Raw genomic sequence first — 22,770 nt, forward strand, 5'->3', positions numbered from 1 at the left:
GTAAGTACAGAAAGACAGGACAAGATGGGGCAGGACCACATCCGTTACGACATTCTCGCGCAGGACGCGCTCCGCGGCGTGATTCGCAAGGTTTTGACCGAAGTCGCTGCCACCGGCCGCCTGCCGGGCGACCATCATTTCTTCATCACCTTTCTGACCGGAGCGCCGGGCGTGCGCATCTCGCAGCACCTCAAGTCGAAATATGCCGAGCAGATGACCATCGTCGTCCAGCACCAGTTCTGGGATCTCAAGGTGTCCGACGTCGGCTTCGAGATCGGCCTTTCCTTCTCCGACACGCCGGAAAAGCTGGTCATCCCGTTCAACGCCATCCGCGGCTTCTACGATCCGTCGGTGAATTTCGAGCTGGAATTCGACGTGCCGCTGGCGGCAGAAGAGGAAGATCTCGGCGGCGCCGAAATCACCGCCTATCCGGTCGCCAGCGAAAAACCGGAGACGGAAGCCAAGCCCGCCGGCGGCGACGACAAGAAGCCGGCCTCGGTCGTGTCGCTCGATTCCTTCCGCAAGAAGCAGTAAAAATTCAACGCCGGGCGCCCAAAAGCGCCCGGTGCCGTTTCGGGAGACATGCATGAGCGGAGATCTCGTCAATCTGCGCCAGTTCCGCAAGCAGAAGGACCGCCGCGACCGCGAGGCGCAGGCAGAGCAGAACCGCATTTCCTTCGGCCGCACCAAGGCGGAAAAGACGCTGACCCGGGCCCTGAACGACAAGGCCGAAAAAGCCCTCGAGCAGGGCCGGCTGGAGCGCGAGCCGGACGCGGAATAAGGCGCCCTTCTCCCGACCCCAACAGGTTTTTCCCGAATGCCCGCGTTCGGATCGATACGTGATTTCAATGTGTTGAACATCGAACCGGAATCAGCTTCGCAGCTGCTTGAATCGCTTTCTCAGGCCAGGATGATCAGAAAACACTCCGCCACACTGCATGGCCACCGCACCAGCTTCTCGCTCGAAGACGCGTTCTGGGACGAATTGAACGCCATCGCCACGCAGAAAAACATGCCGCTGGCGGCCCTGCTCCGCGAGATCGACGACGGTCGCAGCCCCGACAGCAACCTCTCTTCCGCCCTGCGTGTCTTCGTGCTGGATTGGGTCAGGCAGGCGCGATAGAGCGGTTTCGCGTTTCTTCAAACGCTGCCGCAGAGCGAATGGTTACGAACCCGGCGGGCTTCTCCAAAACGGCCGAAGGTGAGGACGCAGCACGCCTGCCTACTGTTGCTGCATCCCTGGCAAGGCATCGAAATTCAACCCGTCCGGCGCGACAAGCTCGCCGCCGCGAATGACCTTTTCTTCCTGGCCGACGGGCATGGAGCGGCGTTGGACCTCGCGTGCCGCTTCGTCTCTGGCGGCTTTTTCCGCTGCCGCACGCGCTTCGGCTGCCGCCTTTTCCTGTGCTGCCTTTTCCGCCGCCGCGCGCAGCTCCGCCTCGGCCTTTTCGCGCTCCGCCCTTTCGGCCGCAGCCTTTGCATCCGCTTCGGCCTTGCGCTGCGCCTCTCTTTCGATTGCCAGCTTTCTCAGACGAAGCTCCTCGCCGCTGCGGATGCGTTCCTCTTCGGCAGCCCGCTCGCGCGCCGCGCGCCGTTCGTCGGCACGGAACTTGTAGAGCGCCACCTCGCGCCGCAGGCGCTGTTTTTCGAGGACGTTGGATTGCAGCCGCTCGACCCGCCGCCGCTCACGCTCGAAAGCGCGCATCGACAGGAAATTGGTGACGTCGGTGACGTCGATCGCCTGCTCCGGCGCCGCCAGCGGCCCGGAAAACTGCAGGTGGATGCCGGGCTCGGTTCCGGTCGGCGCATCGACGGGCGGCGTGAAGGCGATGTTCATCGCCGCTTCCAGCGTGTGGGCGGCAATATCGATCGTCGCATCGGCGGTCAGCCGGGCGAATTCGTTGGCCGCGGTGATGTTTTGCACTCGCAGCATACCGGATGTCAGGTTGAACGGAACGCTCACGGCACCCAGCGATGCCGTTTCGCCGGCAACCAGGCTCTTGACCACCGGCAGGATGCGATCGGCACCGAGTTCGCCCTGCATGCCGTCGGCAGCCGCCATCAGCGGCTGCAGCAGGCCGAGATTGAGGCCCTGCACCGTCGTATCGGCGAGATTGAGTTCGCCGGAACCGCTGGCGCCATGGACGATCTCCGCCACCGACCGCCCGGTCGCCTCGGCCGTCATCGTCAGGCCGAAGCGGCCGTTGGCAACGGATGTCCCGCCGTGCGTCCAGGCGATGGCGGCGGTATCGCCGTCCTCGACGTCGAAACGGGTCTGCAGGAAACCGGCGCCTTCGGAATTGCCCATCAGCACCCGGCCGGACAGCTTGCCGCCGCTCCATGCACCGTCGATGTCGTCCAGCACCAGCTGGTCGCCCTTGAAATTCAGGTTGCTGGTAAAATCACGAACCGGACCGAAAACACCCGGCCAGAAACTGCTGGCGCGCAGCTTCACATTGGCATTGAGCCCGCCCAGCAGCTTCGGCAGCGGCGCCGAGGAAAAATCGCCGGTGACGGGGTCGAGCAGCGGACCGTAGATCGCCTCCGCCATCCAGCCGAGATCGGCCGTCGTCACCTTGACGTCGCCGGAAGCCGTCAATACGGCCTGCTGCCGGTCGAAGGTGATGCCGCCGGACAGCATGTTGCCGCCGCCCTCGATCTTGGCGTTGGAGAAGGTCATCTGCGCCGGGTCCACCGAGAGATCCGATGTCGCCTTGATCGGCAGGCCAGAGCCGATCTGCGGCAGGCCGATGCCGTTCATGATCAGGTAGGGCTCGATATCGCCGCTCTCCAGCGTCATCTTCATCTGACCCGAGAGGAACCGCTCCGCGGCCAGGTCGATATTGCCCGAGGCGTTGAACGAGGTCTGTTTCGTCGTATAGGCCACCGTCGCATCCGCGGTCGTGCCGCCGGAGCTGGCGATCTTCAGCGCCACCACGCCGTTGCTGTCGGCTTCCAGCGGCAGCGGATCGAAACCCGCCTGCCCGAACAGGATCGACGTCACCGGATTTTCGAGCGTCGCCTCCAGGTTGACCCCGTCGGAAATGCTGAGCAGGTCCTGCAGCTTGAAATCGAGGTTGACGCGGCTGCCGTTGGTGGTGCCGGCGAGCTTGACGGAGAGACCCTGCCCCTGCTCGCCGCCGATCGCCAGTGTCAGCTTCAGGTCGGCATTGGCAAACCAGGCGGCGTTGCGCACCAGCCGGTCGATGACGGGATGGTGCGGCAGATGCGCCTGCAGCATTGCCAGGAACGGACCGGGATCGAAGGCCTGGAATGTCATGCGGCCGGTGCCGGAATAGTCCGTCAGCGCTCCTTCGGCGCGTCCGATCGCGGTCAGCGCCGCGCCGGACAGGTTGCCGATCGTCAGCCGCTCCAGCGACAACGCGCCGTCGTCGACGGTAAACACCGTATCGACATTTTCGGCTTCGACGCCAAAGGCGATGAATTTCGACGCCTTCATCTGTGCAGCGATGCGATGCTCCAGGAAACCGCTGTCGGCATCCTTGCCGGCGAAGATGCCGGCCAGCGCCCGCAACACGTCGAGATCGATGGCATTGCCGTTGAGATCCATCGACAGGCTCGGCCGTTCGCCGGCGGCTGCCTGCCGCTCGATACGGCCGCGCATCACCTCCTGGCCGACCACGAACTCCAGCCGCTCGAAGCGCTGCAGTTCGGGCGTCAGGCTGACGGAGGCGGAAAAGCCCGCCGTCTTCAACTGGCGGATGACCGGATCGACATTGCCGGACAGCCAGCTCGACAGGCCGGAAGGCTGCGTCGAGGCCACCAGCATGTCGCCGGTGAAGGACGGCTCGCCGCGCAGCACGAGATTGCCCTTGGCCTCCACCTGGGTGCGTCCCGGGAAGATCGCCACGGCGTTGTCGATCGCCCAGCCGCCGCCATCAGGACGCACGTCGAGGCGCACGTCGCGGATGGTGGTATCGCCGACGACGATGGCGGGGAGTTTCAGGCTGGCCCGCCCCGGCACCTGCGGCACGGGGATATCGGCAAGGATGCCGATCAGCGTATTCAGACGCTGGTGCGCCGAAATGGCGGCATCCCGCCCGGTCTTGCCTTCAGTGCCGCGATTGCCGATCCGGTTGACGTCGATCTGCTGGCCATCGGCCGTCAGCAGGAATTCCGGCTGCTTGCCGGTATCGAGCGTCGCCTCGCCGGTGACGACGTATGGATCCTGCGTGTCGCCGATCTCCAGGCGGTATTCGGGCACGCGCATGCGCTCATTGGTCAGCTCGAACTGCCCCGACAGGCGGGGGGCCGGCGCGGCCTGCTTGTTGTCGGTCTTTTCCAGCGAAGCGGCGGTAAAGGTGCCCTGATAACTCGGCTTGCTGTCGACGATCTTCAACTCGCCATCAAGATCGACGCTGAGCTCGCGGCCGTTCGGCACGATGCGGGTCTTCAGCCGCATCGCATTTCTGATCTCGTCGGGCTGCGTGCTCGTCAGCGAAAAGGCGCCCTTTTCGCCGTCCAGCGCTGCACTTCCTTCCACGCGCCACGGCCCGGCCAGCGATTTCGCCGACATTTCCGCGTTGAGATCGGAGATACGCCGCGTGCGGCCGGACTGCTCGTCGATGAAATCGATCTGCCCGCCGGTGATGTGGACGTTTTCGAGCACGACGGACCGCGCCGGGATATCGGCCTGGCTGCCGCGCATCCAGTCGAGCGTGCCATCCTGCAACAGGCGAATGCGGGCGACCGGCTCCTCGATACGCATGTCGAAGATCAGCGCCTCGCCGCTGAGAAAGGGGGCAAGCTCGGCGTCCATGGAGAAACGCTCGACCTTGACCAGCGGCGTGCCGTCCTCTTCCTGGCCGACACGCACGTCATGCAGGGTCACCGACGGAAAGGGAAGGATACGGGCATCGACGGCGCCGTGAACGACCACCTTCTTGCCGATGATGCGGCTGGCCTGCTGCTCAAAATCCTTGCGGAAGTCGGTCCAGTCGACAAAGAGCGGTGCGAGAAGCGCTGCAAACAGCAGCACCACCAGCACGCCGCCGAGGAACACCAGAATCCGTCCTAGCACCGCATCGTCTCTCCGTTGCGCATGAAGGCCCCACGTCCAACGGAGCAGGCTCTGACAAGTTCATGCGCATATTCAAAATGTTAGAGCATCCTGCCGGATCACTCCAAAAGCCCTCGGCAGGAACACTAACCGCATTCCCGACAGGAGCAAGCCGCCATCGCGAAAAATGCAGCTTTTCAGCCGAGATAGAAGATCTTTCCGGGGTTGAAGATGTTGTCCGGATCGAGCGAGCGCTTGATCTGCCGCATCAGCTCGACCGTGCCGCCAAGCTCCTGTTCCAGATAGGGTATCTTGCCCTGGCCGATGCCATGTTCGCCGGTGCAGGTGCCGTCCATGGCAAGTGCCCGCGCATTAAGCCGCGCGACGAATTCTTCCGCTTTCTTCACGTCGGCGGGGTCCTTGTCGTCGAGCACCAGGCTGACGTGGAAATTGCCGTCGCCGGCATGGCCGACGATCGGCGCGATCAGCCCGTGGGCGTCGATATCCTCTTCGGTCTCGGCGACACAATCGGCAAGCCGTGAGATCGGCACGCAGACGTCGGTCGCAATCACCGCCGCACCCGGCTTCAGGTTCTTGGCGGCGAAATAGACGTCGTGGCGGGCTTTCCACAGCTTGGCGCGAGCCAGCGGATCGGCCGTCCATTCAAACGCACCACCCCCGCATTCGGCAACGATTTCGGCGAACTGCTGCGATTGCAGCGCCACACTTTCCTCATTGCCGTGGAACTCGACGAACAGCGTCGGCCGCTCGGCCAGTGTCAGCCCGGAATAGGCGTTGCAGGCCTTGATCTGCAGGGTGTTGACGAGTTCGATGCGGGCGACGGGAATGCCGAGCTGGATCGTCATGATCACCGCATTGGAGGCATCCCGGAGCGACGGAAAGCCGCAGACGCCGCCGGCGATGATGGCCGGAATGCCCTGCAGCTTGAGCGTCACCGAAGTCAGCACGCCGAGCGTGCCTTCCGCGCCGACGAAAAGCCGCGTCATGTCATAGCCTGCCGACGACTTGCGGGCGCGCCGGGCGGTGCGGACCTCCTCGCCATTGGCAACGACGGCGGTCACCGCCAGCACATTGTCCTTCATCGTGCCGTAGCGCACCGCGTTGGTGCCGGACGCCCGCGTCGAGGTCATGCCGCCGATCGAGGCGTTGGCGCCGGGATCGATCGGGAAGAACAGGCCGGTGTCACGCAGGTAGACGTTCAGCTGCTCGCGTGTGACGCCGGGCTCGACCGTGCAGTCCAGATCTTCCGGATTGACCTCGATAATGCGGTTCATCCGGCTGAAATCAATCGATATTCCGCCGGACGGCGCATTCACCTGGCCTTCGAGGGAGGAGCCGGTGCCGAACGGAATGACAGGCACCCGGTGGTCGGCGCAGGCGCGCACCACCGTCTTCACGTCATCGGCACTTTCGGCAAAGACGACCCCATCCGGCAGCTGCGCCGGAATGTAGGTTGTGGTGTGCGCATGCTGATATCGCAGCGTCTCGCCCGTCTGAAAACGCTCGCCGAACGCCTGCTGCAAAATGCCCAGAACACTGGCGATACCGGCTTCGTTCCGCTCGCCCGCGCGGAGATCCGACAATGCCATGATTACTCTTCCCCACTCATCGTCATGTTACGCTTGTGCCGTCTCGATCAGCCCGCCTTGATCGGTGCGATCATGATCTCGACACGGCGGTTCTGCGCCCTGCCCGCTTCGGTGCCGTTCGAGGCGACAGGCTGGCTCGGGCCGAAACCCATGGCCGACATGCGGCGCTGGTCGATGCCCTGGCTTCCGAGATAGCTGGCGACGGAGATGGCGCGGCGCTGCGACAGATCCTCGTTATGCGCCAGGCTGCCGGTGGAATCCGTGTGGCCGTTGACGTCGACGAGGGTCTGGTTGAACTTGCGCAGCACGATGGCAACGGAATTCAGCGTCTGGAAAAAGGCCGGGCTGATCGAATCCTGGTCGGTCGCAAAGGTGATGTTCGACGGCATGTTCAGGATGATGCGGTCGCCGGCGCGGGTCACCGAAATGCCGGTGCCTTGCAGCTGGGCGCGCAGTTCCGCTTCCTGGTTGTCCATGTAGTTGCCGATGGCGCCGCCGGCCAGGGCGCCGATGCCGGCACCGATCAGGGCCGCATTGCGCCGCGAAACCGCCGAATGGCCGACGGCGAGACCGCCCAGCGCACCGAGGCCGGCACCGATCATCGCGCCGCCCGCGGTGTTCGACACCTTCTGATCACCGGTATAGGGATCGGTGGTGGTGCAGCCGGACAGGTAGACGGCGGCAAGGCCGGCGACGGCAATTTTCTTCATCATGGAATCAGGCTCCCTCTTCAGGCTTGAACCTTCGTCATATCACGAATCACGGCAATTTCATGGGTAGCGACCATCGCACGCGCAACCCTCGCCCGGTGTGATCGCAAAACCACATTTTTTACCCGAACATTACTGCCGCCAGCTCCGGCTTGACATCGGACAGCGTGCGTGGAAATTTTTTAATCACGATAGAACAATGCCTAATTTAAAGGCAAAAGAAACAAAGGGAACTGCGACAATGACCAGCATGAGCGAATTTCTCGCCCGCGTGCCAAAAATCGAGCTTCATCTTCACCTGGAAGGCAGTATCCGGCCGGAAACGGCGCTGGCACTCTCGGTCAAGAACGGCGTAAAGCTTCCGCCCTTCCAGGAGGTCAAGGACCTCTATCGCTACGAGACGCTGGAGGAATTCCTGGCGATCTACACGGCGGTCTCCGACAGCGTCGTCTCCGCCGACGACTACCGCCGCATCACCTATGAAATGCTGCAAAGCTGCGCCGGCAGCAACGCCCGCTACGTCGAATTCTTCTTCTCGCCGCAGGTGCATTTTCCAAACGGCATCTCCTTCGATACGCAGATGGACGGCATCACCGCCGGCATGGCCGACGCGGAGCGCGATTTCGGCATCGTCAGCCGCGCTGCACCGGGCGTGAACCGCGAACTCGGCCCCGCCGCCGGCGAAGAGCTTCTGGACATGATTCTCGTCCGCGGCGACCAAAAGCTGATCGGCATCGGGCTCGATTTCAACGAAGCGCCCTTCCCGCCGGAGCCCTACGGCCCGCTCTTCGCCCGTGCCCGCGAGGCCGGCCTCAATGTCACCGCCCATGCCGGCGAAACCGGCCCCGCCGATTTCGTCCGCAGCTCGATCGATTCTCTCGGTGTCCGGCGCATCGACCACGGCTACCACGTCGTCGATGACGAGGACCTGATGAAACGCTGCCGCGACGAAGGCATTCTTTTCACCGTCTGCCCCTCGACCAGCGCCGTCACCTCGCCGTGGCACGACCTGTCTGCGCCCGACCACGCGATCCGGCGCATGAAGGATTTCGACTTGAAGGTGATGATCAACAGCGACGACCCGCCGATGTTCTTCACCGATCTGGGCGGCGAATATGAAAAAGCGGCAGGGCCACTCGGCTTCTCGCCGGCAGACATCCGCACGTCGATCCTCACCGCTATCGAGGGATCCTGGCTCGACGAGGAGACGAAGAAGGACTGGACCGCGTCCTGGGCAGCAGAGATCGACACGCTGATCGCCGAGCTCGCCTGAGGCAGCAGCGCTATCGCAGATGGAATGAGAGGGCGGCGCACGGCGAAACCTGTCCGTTTGGCCCCTCTGCCGGGCGGAGCGATCCTTGTTGCCGTCGCGGAAAGGCAGAGCGGCTTGATTTGATGTGAGAATCACCGAAGGCACCGGCGAATCGGAATGAAACCAGAACATGGGTTCTGGCCTTTCAATCCCGAATCACTACATTACGCCGCATGAGCAACGGTTTTGACGATATTCCCTTCTTCGACGAAGAGCCAGACGAGGCTCCGCGCCGGCCACAGCAACCCGTCCAGGCTCCGCAGCCGGCGGGCGGCATTGCGGCGCGTGCCATGGCCGCCCGCGACGGCAATCGTCCGCCGGCCGCCTATCTGAACGGCCTCAACCCGGAGCAACGCAAGGCCGTCGAGACAGTGGACGGACCCGTTCTGGTGCTCGCCGGCGCCGGCACCGGCAAGACGCGGGTATTGACCACCCGTATCGCCCACATCCTCGCCACCGGCAGCGCCTATCCCTCGCAGATCCTCGCCGTCACCTTCACCAACAAGGCGGCGCGTGAAATGAAGGAACGCATCGGCGTGCTCGTCGGCGAGATGGTCGAGGGCATGCCGTGGCTCGGCACGTTCCACTCGATCGGCGTCAAGCTGCTGCGCCGCCATGCCGAACTCGTCGGCCTGCGGTCCGATTTCACCATCCTCGATACCGACGACGTCGTCCGGTTGATCAAGCAGTTGATCCAGGCCGAAGGCCTCGACGACAAGAGATGGCCCGCCCGCCAGTTCGCCGGCATGATCGATACCTGGAAGAACAAGGGCCTCGGCCCGGCCGACATTCCGGAAGGCGATGCGCGGGCTTTCGCCAACGGCAAGGGCCGCGAGCTTTACCACGCCTACCAGGCCCGCCTGAAGACGCTGAATGCCTGCGATTTCGGCGACCTGCTGATGCACCCGATCAGCATCTTCCGCAACCATCCCGATATTCTGAAGGATTATCACGCCCGCTTCCGCTACATCCTCGTCGACGAATACCAGGACACCAACACGGCGCAATATATGTGGCTGCGGCTGCTCGCCCAGCGGCCGAAGGGCGTGCCGCAGAATGTCTGCTGCGTCGGCGACGACGACCAGTCGATCTACGGCTGGCGCGGCGCCGAAGTGGACAATATCCTGCGCTTCGACAAGGATTTCCCAGGCGCCGTCATCATCAAGCTGGAGCGCAACTATCGCTCGACCGAACATATCCTCGGCGCCGCCGGCCACCTGATTGCCCACAACGAGGGCCGTCTCGGCAAGACGCTGTTCACCGAACGCGCCAACGACGACGACGAAAAGGTCGTCGTCCATGCCGCCTGGGATTCGGAAGAGGAGGCCCGCGCCGTCGGCGAGGAGATCGAGCGGCTGCAGCGCGGCGATGCCGACGGCAAGAAGCACAATCTCAACGACATGGCGATCCTGGTGCGCGCCTCCTTCCAGATGCGCGAGTTCGAAGACCGTTTCGTCACGCTCGGCCTGAATTACCGCGTCATCGGCGGCCCGCGCTTCTACGAGCGCCTCGAAATCCGCGACGCCATGGCCTATTTCCGCCTCGTCTGCCAGCCGGCCGACGACCTGGCGCTGGAACGCATCATCAACACCCCGAAGCGCGGCCTCGGCGACACGACAGTGCGCGCCCTTCACGACTACGCCCGCGGCCGCGACACGCCGATGCTCGCCGCCGCCGCCGAGCTGATGGATACGGACGAACTGAAGCCGAAGGCGCGCAAGGCGCTGTTCGACGTCGTCACCGATTTCCGCCGCTGGCAGAGCCTTCTCGAAAACACGCCGCATACCGAACTCGCCGAGCAGATCCTCGACGAGAGCGGCTACACCGCCATGTGGCAGAACGACAAGTCGGCGGAAGCGCCGGGACGCCTGGAAAACCTCAAGGAACTGATCCGTTCCATGGAGGCCTTCGAAAGCATGCGCGGTTTCCTCGAGCATGTCTCGCTGGTCATGGACGCCGAGCAGAACGAAAACCTCGACGCCGTCTCGATCATGACGCTGCACTCCGCCAAGGGCCTGGAGTTCGATACCGTCTTCCTGCCCGGCTGGGAGGAAGGCCTGTTCCCGCACCAGCGCGCCCTCGACGAGGGCGGCCGCTCGGGGTTGGAGGAAGAACGCCGCCTCGCTTATGTCGGCCTGACGCGCGCCAAGCGGCGCTGCCACATCTGGTTCGTCTCCAACCGCCGCATCCACGGTCTCTGGCAATCCACCCTGCCCTCGCGCTTCCTCGACGAACTGCCGCCGGCGCATGTCGATGTCTCCGCCTCGGACAGTTCCTATGGCGGGTATGGCGGCCGCGGCGGTTACGGCCAGTCGCGCTTCGACAAGGCCGATTCCTTCTCCAACACCTATTCGACGCCCGGCTGGAAACGCGCCCAGGCCAACAAGACCGACGCGACGCGCAACAATTGGGGCACGCGCTCCGGCCATGCGGTGGAGCGGATCGGTTATGGGGAAAGCGGCCCGAAAAGCCGCACGATCGAGGGGGAACTGGTTGCGAAATCGACCAGCGATACGCCGTCGAAATTCACGGTCGGCGACCGGGTCTTCCACATCAAGTTCGGCAACGGCAATGTTTCGGCGATCGAAGGCAACAAGCTGACCATCGATTTCGACCGCGCCGGCCAGAAGCGTGTCCTGGAAGGATTTGTCGAGCGGGCCTGAGCCCGCCCGACTGTCTCTTGTCGGAGGGCTGCGACTATCGCAGCGCGCGCCGCTTTTCGCCAGCCTTGCCGTCGTCGGCGGAAGCCGTGAACGAGCGCCAGCCGGCCATCTTCGGCACGATGACCATCGTATCCACTTCGCCGCGCTGGAAGGCCTTCAAAAATTTCGGATAGTTGGCGAAGGCGACGCAGCCATGCGAATCGCCGCGGCGCTTCAGGAGGTAGCTGTGGGCCAGCAGGCCGGTACGGCCGAGCGGCGCGATGCCGTTGGTCGGCGTCAGGCGGATGGCGGCAACCCCGTGGAACAGGCTTTCCCGCATCGACAGGCGGTAGGTGCCGGCCGGTGTCGGCCCGCGCATTTTCACATGCGTGAACTTCGGATTGTCGCGCATGGCGCCGATGCCCGAATGCGCCTCCAGCTTCTCGCCGTTCGGCATGTAGACCACGCCTGCCGAGATATCGTAGTAGGCGACCTTGCCCTTGCGGCGCGGGATGACCGCATCGTCGTCGTCATCCATGGAGGCATCCGGTCTTGCATAGGCAAGCTCGCGCTTGCCCGGACGCTTGCCGTCTTCCTTGTCCTTCTCAGGCTTCTGGATCTCGACTTCCGCCTGGATTTCCGGACGGGACACCGGCAGCGGAATCGAATCCGGCAGATCCGTCATGGTGGCCGCGGGATCTGCGAGAACCAGGTTGAACGGCTTTGGCAGGATATCCCCCTGAACCGCCGTCGGTTCGACCAGCGCGGTCGCCAGGATCGGCTGCACGACAGCCGTGGCGCTGGCCGCAAAACCCTTGTCCATCTTCGAGCCGGTGATCGCGGCCACCGCCACGACCGGCGTCGTATCGACAAGTTGCTTCACCGGCTTGATCGATGCCACCGCCGTCATGCGGGTGTGCGACGAGCGGATGGCGTCCGCCGTCAGCTTGTTGCCCCGGCTATTCTCCACGCCCGAAACATCGAGCCGCGCCAGCACCGCCATCTTTTCCCGCGACGAGCGGATGGCATCGGCGGTGAGACCGCTCTGGGCGATCTTTTCCGACAGGGGCAGTTGCATGCGCGAGAATTTGCTCGGTTGAACCCGGCGCTCTGCCGGTATGGCCCGGATGATCGGGTTCAACGCCAGCGACGCTTCCAGACGATTTCCGGAACCGGGAGCATGGGATGTCGCCATGGTCTGCACCGTGGCAAGTGTCGCCATCATCCAGGAAACGGCGGCGATGCCGGCACAGGCGGTGATAACCCCGCCCAGAAGCCGGCGGCCATGTTTCCGCCGGCGAATTGCGACTGATGAAGTTTCGGATCGACCGAACTGTTCGACGCTGGACGCCATGATACTCGTTACCCAATACGCATTACTCGATCCGGCTCTCGCCTTGTGGGGCTGCGCGCCGGGGCCGGTACACTGGCGACCGGCAATGCGCTTTGCGCTCTTCTGCCGCGTCGACTCGGGGGAAGAATGACAAACTATGGTAACCAAATCCTTTAAACGGAGTGGGCAATTCGCCGGAAGTCCTGGCCTGGTACACGCTCGGCGCGACATCTCCATACCGAAGGACGACAGACAGCATTGCCACCACGACGCATGCCGGGCAGGTGCAAGCTTCAGATTCGGATGTACTTTCAGGCGATGCGGCTGCGTATCCAGTAAATGCGTCATGAAAACGGCACGGAATATGCTTGCCGGCAAAAATCCCGCAAAAAATCACATTTTGCCGCTTCGCATCACCGGCAGATACAACTACACGTCGAGAATCGGCAATCGGCCGAGCCAGGCCGTCCGCGCTTCGTAAGCTGCGGCCGCCTGCAGCACCGCACGGTCCGCTCTCGGCCGCCCGATGATCTGGATGCCCGCCGGCAACCCGTTTCCGCCGAAACCGGCGGGCATGGCGGCGACAGGAAGCCCGGCCATGGTCGGCCCGATCACCACCTCCATCCAGCGATGGTAGGTGTCCATCATCCGCCCGGAAATCGCCTTCGGCCAATCGAGCGTGACATCGAAGGGGAAAACCTGCGCCGATGGCAGGATCAGGAAATCATAGGCCGCAAAAAGATCGCAGAGGTAACGATACCAGTCGCTGCGCGCACCGGAGGCGGCGTGAACCTCGGCGGCGGAAAGCCGCTGGCCGTTCTCGATTTCCCAGATCATTTCCGGCTTCATGAAAGCGCGTTTTTCCGGATCGGCATAATCGGCCTTCTGTCCGCCGGCGACAAGGAAGTGACGCAGGACCAGCCAGCTTTCCCAGAGTCGGCCCATTTCGAAGGTTTGCGTCACGTCTTCGACATGGCATCCCATGTCGGAAAAGACGGTCAGCGACTGGCGGCAGAGCTCCAGCACGCCGTCCTCGAACGGCAGGTAACCCTTGTAGTCGCCGAGCCATCCGATGCGGGCGCCGGAAAGATCTGGCAGCGGATCGATCGAAAAATCCTCCGACGGCAGCGACAACGGATCGCGTTCGTCATAACCGGCCTGCACGGCAAGCAGCGCCGCGACATCCCGCACCGTCCGGCCCATCGGCCCGTTGACGGCAAGCTGGCCGAGGAACAGCTCGTTGCCGAGCGCCGGCACGCGCCCGACACTCGGGCGGAAGCCGACGACATTGTTGAAGCCGGCCGGATTGCGCAGCGACCCCATCATGTCGCTGCCATCGGCCACCGGCACCAGCCGCAAGGCCAGTGCGGCAGCAGCCCCGCCGCTCGAACCTCCGGCGCTTTTCGTCGGGTCGTAGGGATTGCGCGTCGGCCCGAAGACGGAATTGTAGGTATGGGAGCCCAGTCCCATTTCCGGCGTGTTGGTCTTGCCGATGATAATCGCCCCGGCCGCACGGATGCGCTCGACCTGGATATCGTCGAAATCCGGCACGAAATCGCGGTAGATCGGCGAGCCGAAGACGCAGGGCAGCCCCTTGGCCTCGGACAGGTCCTTCACCGCGTGCGGCATGCCGTGCATCCAGCCACGCGAACGGCCGGCTTCCAGTTCGGCATCGGCCGTGGCCGCCTCGCCGAGCAGCGCATCCCTGTCCCGCAGGCTGACGATCGCGTTCACCTTCGGATTGATCGCGGCGATGCGGTCGAGACAGGCGGCCATGACCTCGCGGCAGGAAAACTTGCGGTCGTGGATGGCGGCGGAAAGGTCGAGGGCGGAAAGCGAGGTGATGTCGGTCATGATGGCTTCGTTGGCTCGTCGGATATCGATGGTAGAGGTCTAGCAGGAATAGCGGCGCTTGCCTGCGGAATTTTGCGCCGCCGACGTTCTTGATCTTGCGACGCGATCTTGGCATCGTGCAGCCGTCGTCCCGCCGGAAGGAAAACCGCCCATGAAAGCCCTGCTGCTCATCGACATCCAGAACGGTTTCTGCCCCGGCGGCAACCTTCCCGTCGCGGAGGGCGACCAGGTGGTGCCTGTCGCCAACAGCCTGATCGACAGCGGCCGCTACGACCTGATCGTCGCCTCGCAGGACTGGCATCCGGCCGGCCATGGCAGTTTCGCTTCCGCCCATCCCGGCAAGGCGCCGTTCGACATGGGCGAACTGTCCGGCAAGCCGCAGATGATGTGGCCGGATCATTGCGTCCAGGGCACCCGCGACGCCGAGTTCCATCCCGGCCTGAAAACCTCGGCCATCGACCATGTGCAGCAAAAGGGCCAGAACCCGGCCGTCGACAGCTATTCCGCCTTCCGCGACAACGACCAGGCGGCCCTCACCGGCCTTGCCGATTACCTGCGCAGCAAGGGCGTGACGGAGCTGGATATCTGCGGCCTTGCGACCGACTATTGCGTCAGGTTTTCGGCGCTCGATGCGGCGGATATGCTGCCCGGCGTCAAGATTCGCTTCATCGAGGATGCAAGCCGCGGCATCACCGCCGAGGGCGTGGCGGACGCCATCGCCGACATGCGCGCCGGCGGCGTCGAGATCACCGACAGCAAGGCCGTGCTCGGCGCTTAGCCATCTGGTCTGCATCGCGGTCCATCACTCCGCCGCAACGCACGGCCTTGGCGGTTTGCCCCCGTGCGCCAGCCGCTTTCCAGGCGGGGTTTCCTGTTTTAGCCGCATTGAAAACAAGGCCGCCCACTCCCATTTGCATAGATATTAAGCCGATTGCCTTTTTGCACTGCACAGGTTAGGAAACAGCCGCATTTCTTGGGGTATGAGCGGTGTTGCGGGGAGATTATGCCGCACTGCCGCAAAGACGGAGGACCCGGCATGGAGATCATCACCAGCATTGCTGCGCTGCGCGAACGTCTTGCCATTCATCGGCGCGCCGGGCGGTCGATCGGCCTGGTGCCGACCATGGGTTACCTCCATGTCGGCCACATGCAGCTCGTCGCCCGCAGCCGCGCCGACAACGACGTCACCGTCGTCTCCATCTTCGTCAATCCGCTGCAGTTCGGCGCCAATGAGGACCTCGCCAAATATCCGCGCGACCTCGAGCGCGACGCCGCCATGCTGCGCGCCGCCAAGGTGGATTTCCTGTTCGCCCCCGGTGTCGAGGACATGTATCCGCGGCCGATGGAGACGGTGGTCGACGTGCCGTCGCTCGGCGCCGAGCTGGAAGGTGCCGTCCGGCCCGGCCATTTCGCCGGCGTCGCCACCGTGGTCACCAAGCTGTTCAACATCGCGCAGCCCGACAAGGCCTATTTCGGCGAAAAGGACTACCAGCAGGTCGTCGTCATCCGCCGCATGGTCGAAGACCTGGCGCAGCCGGTGCGCATCGTGCCGGTGCCGACGGTGCGCGAGGCCGATGGCCTCGCCTGCTCCTCGCGCAACGTCTACCTGAATGCGCCGGAGCGCGCCGCGGCGGTGATCGTGCCGAAAACGCTGGCGGAGGCCGAACGTCTCTATCGCAGTGGCCTGCGCGACGTTGCCGCCTTCGAGGATGCGCTCAGGCGTTTCGTCGCCACCGAACCGTTGGCCGATCCCGAAGTCGTCGCACTGCGCGATCCCGATACGCTGGAAGAAATCGAGACCATCGGCGACCGTCCGGCGCTGGTGCTGCTCTACATCCGCATCGGCAAGACGAAGCTGCTCGACAATTGCCTGATCGGCAGGTCGCTGGCCGAAACCCACCGGGCCGCCTGAGATGAGCGCCGTCGGAGCCCAGCGGCGCCTCAGCCCCGCCGCCATCACCGCCCTGAAGGGCGAGCGTCCCATCGTCTCGCTCACCGCCTACACGACGCCGATCGCCCGGCTGCTCGATCCGCATTGCGACCTGCTGCTGGTCGGCGATTCGCTCGGCATGGTGCTCTACGGCCTGGACAGCACCGTTTGCGTCACCATGGAGATGATGATCGCCCACGGCCAGGCGGTTATGCGCGGCGCCAAAAAATCCTGCGTCATCGTCGATTTGCCCTTCGGCAGTTACCAGGAATCCAGGGAACAGGCCTTCCGCAATGCCGCGCGCATCCTCAAGGAAACCGGCTGCGACGGCGTCAAGCTGGAAGGCGGCGAGGAAATGGCCGAAACGGTCGTCTTCCTCACCAGCCGCGGCATTCCGGTCTTCGGCCATGTCGGGCTGATGCCGCAGCAGGTGAACACGACAGGCGGTTACCGCTCGCTCGGCCGTTCGGACAAGGAGGCGGCCAAGATCCGCCGCGACGCCCGCGCCATCACCGAGGCCGGCGCCTTTGCCATCGTCATCGAAGGCACGGTCGAACCGCTGGCCCGCGAGATCACCGAAACCATCGCCATCCCGACCATCGGCATCGGCGCCTCGCCGGCCTGCGACGGGCAGGTGCTTGTCTCCGACGACATGCTTGGCCTGTTCAACGACTTCAAGCCGCGTTTCGTCAAACATTTCGCCGAATTGGCCCCGATCGTCTCGAAGGCCGCGGAAGAGTATGCCCGCGAGGTCAAGGAGCGCCGCTTCCCGGGGCCGGAGCATACGTTCCAGGTGAAGAAGTAGGCCGGCTACCGCCGCTCCTCCACCGGCTTTTCGAGCAGATAGACGGCATCCGCCACGTCGTCCATCTTGGCGATGAACGTTTGATGCGCGTCGCGCAATCCCTGATTGTAGTGATAAGGGCCGATCAGCTCCGACATGAGATCGAGCAGCAGTTCGGCCGGCAATGCGCCGATCTCCTGGCCGAGTTCGTCGTCGAAATAATCGCGGATGCGCGCGACCAGCAGCGCTTTCGCCGGCTTGCCAATCTCGACCTTCATGAGCCTCCTCCCCGCGCGGACAGCGCGATGCTTCAATGGAATCAATCGATCCATAAGCCATATTTGATTGCGGCAACAAGCGCATCGCATTAAGGCTGCCTGATCTTCAGGGAAAGCGGTTCATGGACAGATCGGAATTTATGGAAGGCCTGCGCGGCGGGTTTCCCGTCATGGTCTCGGCAGCGCCGTTCGGCGCCCTTTTTGGCGCCGTCGCCGTCGCCAACGGCCAGACGATCGCCGAAGCGACGCTGATGAGCGCCACGGTGTTTGCCGGCGCCAGCCAGCTCGTCGGCATCGAGCTGTTCGGCCACAAGGTACAGCCCTGGCTGATCGTCCTGTCCGTGCTGGCGGTGAACTTCCGCCATATCCTCTATTCGGCGGCGATCGCCCGCTTCATCCGGCATTTTTCGCCGCTGGAAAAATTCCTGACCTTTTATGTGCTGACCGATCCGCAATTCGCCCAGACGGTGCAGCGCGGCGAAACCGGCCGCAAGGTGACCTTCGCCTGGTATGCCGGCTTTGCCGTGATCATCTATTTTCCCTGGCTGGTAATGACGGCGCTCGGCGGCGTTTCCGGCAGGCTGATCGGCGATCCGAAAATCATCGGCCTCGACGTGCTGCTGCCGATCTATTTCATGGCGCTGGTCATGGGGTTCCGCAGGAAGCCGAACTTCATCCCCATCGTCGCCGTCAGCGCCATCGCCTCGGTACTGGCGCTGCAATTCGTCGGTTCGCCCTGGCATGTCAGCATCGGCGCCATCGCCGGTATCGTGCTTGCCGCCCTGCTGCCCGTCGACAAGCAGGCAGCCGCTGCCCAGTCAGCGGAACAGGAGGCGTAGGCCGATGGAAAACCTGTTCAACAGCGACATGGTCATCCTCATCCTGCTCTGCGCCGTCGCCACCTTCGCGACGCGCATCGGCGGCTATGTGCTGATCACCCGGCTGAAAAGCATCCCGCCACGGCTCGACGCCGCCCTGAACGCCGTCCCCGCCGCCGTGCTGACCACGCTCGTGGCGCCGGCGTTTTTCGCCGGCGGCATCGAAGTCAAGGTGGCGATGGCCGTCGCCCTGGTGATCGGCCTGCGATTCTCGGCCATGCCGATGCTGGCCATTGGCTGGCTGGTCGTCATGGGGTTCCGTCACATCCTCAATTGAGCGGCCGGGTCGCCTGCTGCAGCCAGCTGCGCACCGCGTGATCCTCGATCAGCGGCGACAACGTTTCATGCGTCTTCGCATGGTAGGCATCGATCCAGTGCACTTCGTCGAAGGTCAAAAGCTCCCGCAGGATGAGATTGCGGTCGATGGGGCAATAGGTCAACGTCTCGAAGCCCAGCATCGGCTGGTCGCCGCCATCGACATCTTCCGCCTCGCGCACATAGATCAGGTTCTCGATGCGGATGCCGAAACTGCCGGGGCGGTAATAACCGGGCTCGTTGGAAAGGATCATCCCGGGCAGCAGTTCCTGCGTCGAAAGCCGCGAGATGCGCTGGGGCCCCTCATGCACCGAGAGATAGGAGCCGACGCCGTGGCCGGTGCCATGGGCGAAATCCGCTCCGGCCTTCCACAGGTTGATGCGGGCGAGCGGATCGAGGTCGCAGCCGCGCGTTCCCTTGGGAAAGCGGGCTGTCGAAATGGCGATCATGCCCTTCAGCACCAGCGTGAAGAAGCGCTTGCGCTCGTGATCGACGGCGCCGATAGCCACGGTGCGGGTGATGTCGGTCGTGCCGTTGATGTATTGCGCGCCGGAATCGATCAGGAAAAGCTCGCCGGGCGCGATGAAGCGGTCAGTATCGACGGTGACGCGGTAATGCATGATCGCCGCATGCTCGCCGGCGCCGGCGATCGTATCGAAAGAAATGTCCTTCAGCGGATTCTGCATCGCCTGGCCGACGCGGCCTCGCACCTCTTCCAGCTTCTTCGTCGCATCGATCTCGGTGATCGTGCCGGGCTTGGTATCCTCCAGCCAGGCGAGGAACTCGACCATCGCCGCGCCGTCCTGCACATGCGCCGCCGCCGAACCGTTGAGCTCCACAAGGTTCTTGCAGGCGCGCGGCAGCTTGGCCGGATCGTTGCCTTCGACCACCTCGCCGCCCTTGGCGCGGATCAGTTCAGCCAAAGCGAAAGGCGTCAGGTCGGGATCGACGAGGATGCGGGCACCGTCGGCCGCAACGGCAGCGAGACGTTTTTCCAGCGTATCCGGCGCCACCTGATGGCTGAGCTGCGCGAGATAGGCTTCCGCCTCGATATTGGTCTTGCGCTTATCGAGGAAAAGTTCGGGCTTGCCGTCGGCATGGATGATGGCGCGCGCCAGCGGATGCGGCGTATGCGGCACGTCCTTGCCGCGGATGTTGAAGATCCAGGCAACCGACGACGGATCGGTGATCAGCGCTGCCGCAAGATTCTTCTGCTTGAGGTCATGGGCAATGGCGCCGATCTTTTCGGCCGCCAGCACGCCGGACTCGCCGAGATTCTGGATCGTCACCGCTCCCAGCGGTTCGGCCGGACGCGAGACCCACAGGCGATCGAGCGGATTGTATTTCAGGAAGACGAGCGCGCCACCGATATCGTCGAGCGCTTTTTCCAGGCGCCGCACTTCGGCGCCGGTGTGCAGCCACGGATCGATGCCCAGCCGGAATCCCTTGGGAGCATGCTTCTTGATCCAGAGATGCGGCGGCTCGCCGACCAGGTCCCCGCCAGTGAACACCGCGCCGTCCACCTGTTCGGCGAGCTGGGTGACATAACGACCGTCGACGAAAACCACCGCCTGCCCGCGGCCGATCAGCGCCACGCCCGCCGATCCGGTGAAACCCGTCAGCCAGGACAGGCGCTCGGACGACGCCGGCACATATTCGCCCTGATATTCATCGGCACGCGGCACCAGGAAAGCGTCGATGCCGAGTTCGTCGAAGGTGGCGCGCAAAGCCTCCACCCGCTCGCGACCGAACTGGGGCGTGGATGTGACCTCGAAAGACTGAAACATGGCGGCTTTCCAATTGTGCTGAACGATTCCAAACCGCAGCATACTATCCGGCCGAAGCAAGGGCGGAAAGGCCAAATGACCGCCACCGCCGGCATAGGCATATCAGCAGGCGCTGCATTACATATGCAACAGACGCATGGCATCCATGTGGGATTGCCTCTGGGCAGACAAAAAAATCTGAGTATAGTGCGCGGCAACGAAAGGGGTTCGAACGAACCTCATTCGAAAAAAAGCGAAAGAGCTACGCGCCCTGAGCGAAATATCCGGTCGGTCACTCCTCCTCCCTCCTCCGATCGGGTATTCAGGGTGCTAGATGTCCGCTCGAGCATCTCCTCCTCTAAGGCTCGCGGACGACGATCAGGTCAGACTGATCGGCAGGCGGTGCCACTGGCACCGCCTTTTGCTTTTTCAGGCTCCCTGAAACCCCTGTCACCCGGCCCGATCGAGATGGATGGTCACCCAGCCGTTGCGCCAGATGGTGCGGACATGGCGGAGATGTTCGCCGTTATAGGCGGCCAGAACCTTCCAGCGTTGCGCCGCCAGAATCCCCGACAGGATCACCGAACCGCCCGGCGCCAGATGGGCGGCAAGCTGCGGCGCCATCCTGATCAGCGGCCGCGCCAGGATGTTGGCGATGATCAGGTCGAACGGGCCGTGGCGGCGAAAGGCATCCGAATGGAAACCCGGCGCTGTTTCGGTGGTGATGCCGTTGGCGATGCCGTTGCGGCGCACGTTCTCTCGGGCGACGCGGGTGGCGATGGGATCGATGTCGGTCGCCAGCACCGGAATGTGCCGGAGCTTGCGCACCGCAATGGCGAGCACGCCGCTGCCAGTGCCGAGATCGAGCGCATTGCGCACCGTGCGGGCGCGCATCACCGTCTCGATCACCTCCAGGCAGCCGGCCGTCGTGCCGTGATGGCCGGTGCCGAAAGCCTGGCCGGCATCAATCTCGATGCCGATGTCGTTGATGGAAACCTTGTCGCGGTCATGCGAGCCGTGCACGAGGAAACGCCCTGCCCTTACCGGTTTCAGGCCTTCCAGCGACTTCGCCACCCAGTCGATGTCGGGGATGACTTCGCGCATGATCGACAGGTCGGCAAAACTGCCCGCCACCATGGCGTCCAGCCGGGCGCGGACATCGGCCTCCTCATCCAGCATCATATAGATGGAGGCTTCCCAGATATCGCGCTTCTCGTCGATTTCCGTCGTGGCGATCGCCAGATCTTCCTCGCCGAAAACCTCGCTCATAAGGTCGAGGACCTCTCCGGCCCGCTTTTCGGTCGTCGTAACGTAGAGGCGAATATCCACGGCGGTCGGTCACTTTCTCGGATTTGCGATCTTCACCGCCGTCTTTAGCGGCAAACGCCCCCCGACCGCAATCGCGGTCCAGAGCATTTTGTTCTACGCAATTCCGGACGCAAAACCGCTGCGCATTTTTGCTGGACCTTGCCCTATCCCTTCGCGGCAAGGTTCTCCAGCTTCTTCACCGCCGTATCGGGATTTTCCTGATAGGCGATGGTGCCGGAGAATCGACCCTGCGAATCGAGCAGGAAGACGGAGGCCGTGTGGTCCATGGTGTAGTCGCCGTTCGGATCCTTCTCGTCGAGCGGCACCTTCTTGGCATAGACCCGGAAACCCTTGATCACCTCGGCGATCTTGTCCGGCGAACCGGAGATCCCCTTGATACGGCCGGACACGTTTGAAATGTACTGGCCGAGAAGTTCCGGCGTGTCGCGCTCCGGATCGACGGTGATGAAGTAGGCCTGCAGCTTCGTTCCATCCGGATCGACCTTGGCCAGCCAACCGTCCAGTTCGTAAAGCGTCGTCGGGCAGACTTCAGGGCAATGGGTGAAGCCGAAGAACAGAGCGGTCGGCTTGCCGCGCAACGCCTGCTCGGTGATCGGCTGGCCATCTTGGGCGACGAGCTGGAACGGCACGCCGAACGGGCCGTCCGCCAGTTCCTGCTTCGAGCGCGTCATTTCCAGCGTCAGCCAGCCGAGCACGCCGGCAAGCACCACGACAGCGGCCCAAAGGATAATGCGTACGGTTTTCATGCCAATCCCCGCGATCACGGCGCCCAGATGCGCCCTTTGCCGCCAGATATCGCGTCTCCCGCCGGGAGGCAAATCAAGTTCCGCGTTATCTGCCGGCCCGCGCGGATTTGTCTCGATTGCATCATCCAGCAAGTAAACATGCGTCATCTGCAGACATTCCGGCTGCCGGTGCGAATATCGTTAGCGAAGGTTTAAGCAATTTTTGAGAATTTTGGAGTGCGTTAGCGGTCTTCCAACTGCCTGACATGATGTCTGCCGGCTGT

Annotated in this window: 19 protein-coding genes; 10 read left to right on the forward strand and 9 right to left on the reverse strand. The window is 63.5% G+C overall.

Annotated elements, in window-relative coordinates; genetic code table 11:
• Positions 1-24 precede the first annotated feature (24 nt).
• The 3 genes from DEM27_RS20320 (at position 25) to DEM27_RS20330 (ending at position 1,123) form a co-directional block, all read left to right on the forward strand.
• Complete coding sequence (locus DEM27_RS20320; RefSeq protein ID WP_109460081.1) at positions 25-534, forward strand: SspB family protein; 510 nt, start codon at positions 25-27, stop codon at positions 532-534.
• A 52-nt stretch (positions 535-586) separates the two neighbouring features.
• Complete coding sequence (locus DEM27_RS20325; protein WP_109460082.1) at positions 587-781, forward strand: DUF4169 family protein; 195 nt, start codon at positions 587-589, stop codon at positions 779-781.
• Between the two features lie 129 nt (positions 782-910).
• On the forward strand, positions 911-1,123 hold the full coding sequence (locus DEM27_RS20330) for a ribbon-helix-helix domain-containing protein (protein WP_109460191.1): 213 nt from the start codon (positions 911-913) through the stop codon (positions 1,121-1,123).
• Positions 1,124-1,222: 99 nt separating this feature from the next.
• Here DEM27_RS20330 and DEM27_RS20335 read toward each other — a convergent pair whose 3' ends face one another.
• The 3 genes from DEM27_RS20335 to DEM27_RS20345 all read right to left on the reverse strand — a co-directional run bounded on the left by DEM27_RS20335 (position 1,223) and on the right by DEM27_RS20345 (position 7,343).
• A complete protein-coding gene (locus tag DEM27_RS20335; protein ID WP_109460083.1) occupies positions 1,223-5,041 on the reverse strand; it encodes an AsmA family protein in 3,819 nt (1,272 codons plus the stop codon).
• Positions 5,042-5,217: 176 nt separating this feature from the next.
• Positions 5,218-6,630 (reverse strand): FAD-binding oxidoreductase, encoded by a 1,413-nt coding sequence (locus tag DEM27_RS20340; RefSeq protein ID WP_109460084.1) that lies wholly within the window; start codon positions 6,628-6,630, stop codon positions 5,218-5,220.
• Positions 6,631-6,677: 47 nt separating this feature from the next.
• Positions 6,678-7,343, reverse strand: a complete 666-nt coding sequence (locus DEM27_RS20345; RefSeq protein ID WP_109460085.1) for a YiaD family glycine zipper/OmpA-like lipoprotein — start codon at positions 7,341-7,343, stop codon at positions 6,678-6,680.
• 238 nt (positions 7,344-7,581) lie between these two features.
• Between DEM27_RS20345 and add the strand changes: the two genes are divergently transcribed.
• Positions 7,582-8,613 carry an adenosine deaminase gene (add, locus tag DEM27_RS20350; RefSeq protein WP_165823508.1) on the forward strand — a complete coding sequence of 344 codons (1,032 nt, stop codon included), beginning with the start codon at positions 7,582-7,584 and terminating at the stop codon, positions 8,611-8,613.
• Positions 8,614-8,825: 212 nt separating this feature from the next.
• Positions 8,826-11,315, forward strand: coding sequence for an ATP-dependent helicase (locus DEM27_RS20355; protein ID WP_109460087.1), 2,490 nt, complete (start codon positions 8,826-8,828; stop codon positions 11,313-11,315).
• A 34-nt stretch (positions 11,316-11,349) separates the two neighbouring features.
• On the opposite strand, the gene DEM27_RS20360 is transcribed toward DEM27_RS20355, so the two are convergent.
• Together DEM27_RS20360 and DEM27_RS20365 are read right to left on the reverse strand one after the other, a co-directional pair.
• Complete coding sequence (locus DEM27_RS20360; RefSeq protein ID WP_165823509.1) at positions 11,350-12,648, reverse strand: DUF2778 domain-containing protein; 1,299 nt, start codon at positions 12,646-12,648, stop codon at positions 11,350-11,352.
• Between the two features lie 408 nt (positions 12,649-13,056).
• On the reverse strand, positions 13,057-14,481 hold the full coding sequence (locus DEM27_RS20365; RefSeq protein WP_109460089.1) for an amidase: 1,425 nt from the start codon (positions 14,479-14,481) through the stop codon (positions 13,057-13,059).
• A 151-nt stretch (positions 14,482-14,632) separates the two neighbouring features.
• On the opposite strand from DEM27_RS20365, the gene pncA reads away from it, so the two are divergent.
• The 3 genes from pncA to panB all read left to right on the forward strand — a co-directional run bounded on the left by pncA (position 14,633) and on the right by panB (position 17,216).
• On the forward strand, positions 14,633-15,259 hold the full coding sequence (gene pncA, locus DEM27_RS20370) for a bifunctional nicotinamidase/pyrazinamidase (RefSeq protein ID WP_109460090.1): 627 nt from the start codon (positions 14,633-14,635) through the stop codon (positions 15,257-15,259).
• Positions 15,260-15,517: 258 nt separating this feature from the next.
• A complete protein-coding gene (gene panC, locus DEM27_RS20375; protein ID WP_109460091.1) occupies positions 15,518-16,393 on the forward strand; it encodes a pantoate--beta-alanine ligase in 876 nt (291 codons plus the stop codon).
• 1 nt (position 16,394) lies between these two features.
• The gene (gene panB, locus DEM27_RS20380; RefSeq protein WP_109460092.1) at positions 16,395-17,216 is read left to right on the forward strand and encodes a 3-methyl-2-oxobutanoate hydroxymethyltransferase; all 822 of its coding nucleotides are present in this window, start codon (positions 16,395-16,397) and stop codon (positions 17,214-17,216) included.
• Between the two features lie 5 nt (positions 17,217-17,221).
• On the opposite strand, the gene DEM27_RS20385 is transcribed toward panB, so the two are convergent.
• A complete protein-coding gene (locus DEM27_RS20385; RefSeq protein ID WP_109460093.1) occupies positions 17,222-17,473 on the reverse strand; it encodes a DUF2164 domain-containing protein in 252 nt (83 codons plus the stop codon).
• 122 nt (positions 17,474-17,595) lie between these two features.
• On the opposite strand from DEM27_RS20385, the gene DEM27_RS20390 reads away from it, so the two are divergent.
• The gene (locus tag DEM27_RS20390; protein WP_109460094.1) at positions 17,596-18,312 is read left to right on the forward strand and encodes an AzlC family ABC transporter permease; all 717 of its coding nucleotides are present in this window, start codon (positions 17,596-17,598) and stop codon (positions 18,310-18,312) included.
• A 4-nt stretch (positions 18,313-18,316) separates the two neighbouring features.
• A complete protein-coding gene (locus tag DEM27_RS20395) occupies positions 18,317-18,628 on the forward strand; it encodes an AzlD family protein (protein ID WP_109460095.1) in 312 nt (103 codons plus the stop codon).
• Here DEM27_RS20395 and DEM27_RS20400 read toward each other — a convergent pair.
• The 3 genes from DEM27_RS20400 to DEM27_RS20410 form a co-directional block, all read right to left on the reverse strand.
• Positions 18,621-20,453: an aminopeptidase P family protein gene (locus DEM27_RS20400; protein WP_109460096.1), complete on the reverse strand. Its 1,833-nt coding sequence runs from the start codon at positions 20,451-20,453 to the stop codon at positions 18,621-18,623. The genes DEM27_RS20395 and DEM27_RS20400 overlap by 8 nt on opposite strands.
• Positions 20,454-20,882: 429 nt before the next feature.
• Positions 20,883-21,761, reverse strand: a complete 879-nt coding sequence (locus DEM27_RS20405) for a 50S ribosomal protein L11 methyltransferase (protein ID WP_109460097.1) — start codon at positions 21,759-21,761, stop codon at positions 20,883-20,885.
• Between the two features lie 143 nt (positions 21,762-21,904).
• A complete protein-coding gene (locus DEM27_RS20410; RefSeq protein ID WP_109460192.1) occupies positions 21,905-22,507 on the reverse strand; it encodes an SCO family protein in 603 nt (200 codons plus the stop codon).
• Positions 22,508-22,770: the final 263 nt, after the last annotated feature.

Origin of the sequence: Rhizobium album (assembly GCF_003122325.1) — a bacterium.
GTDB classification, from domain to species: domain Bacteria; phylum Pseudomonadota; class Alphaproteobacteria; order Rhizobiales; family Rhizobiaceae; genus Metarhizobium; species Metarhizobium album.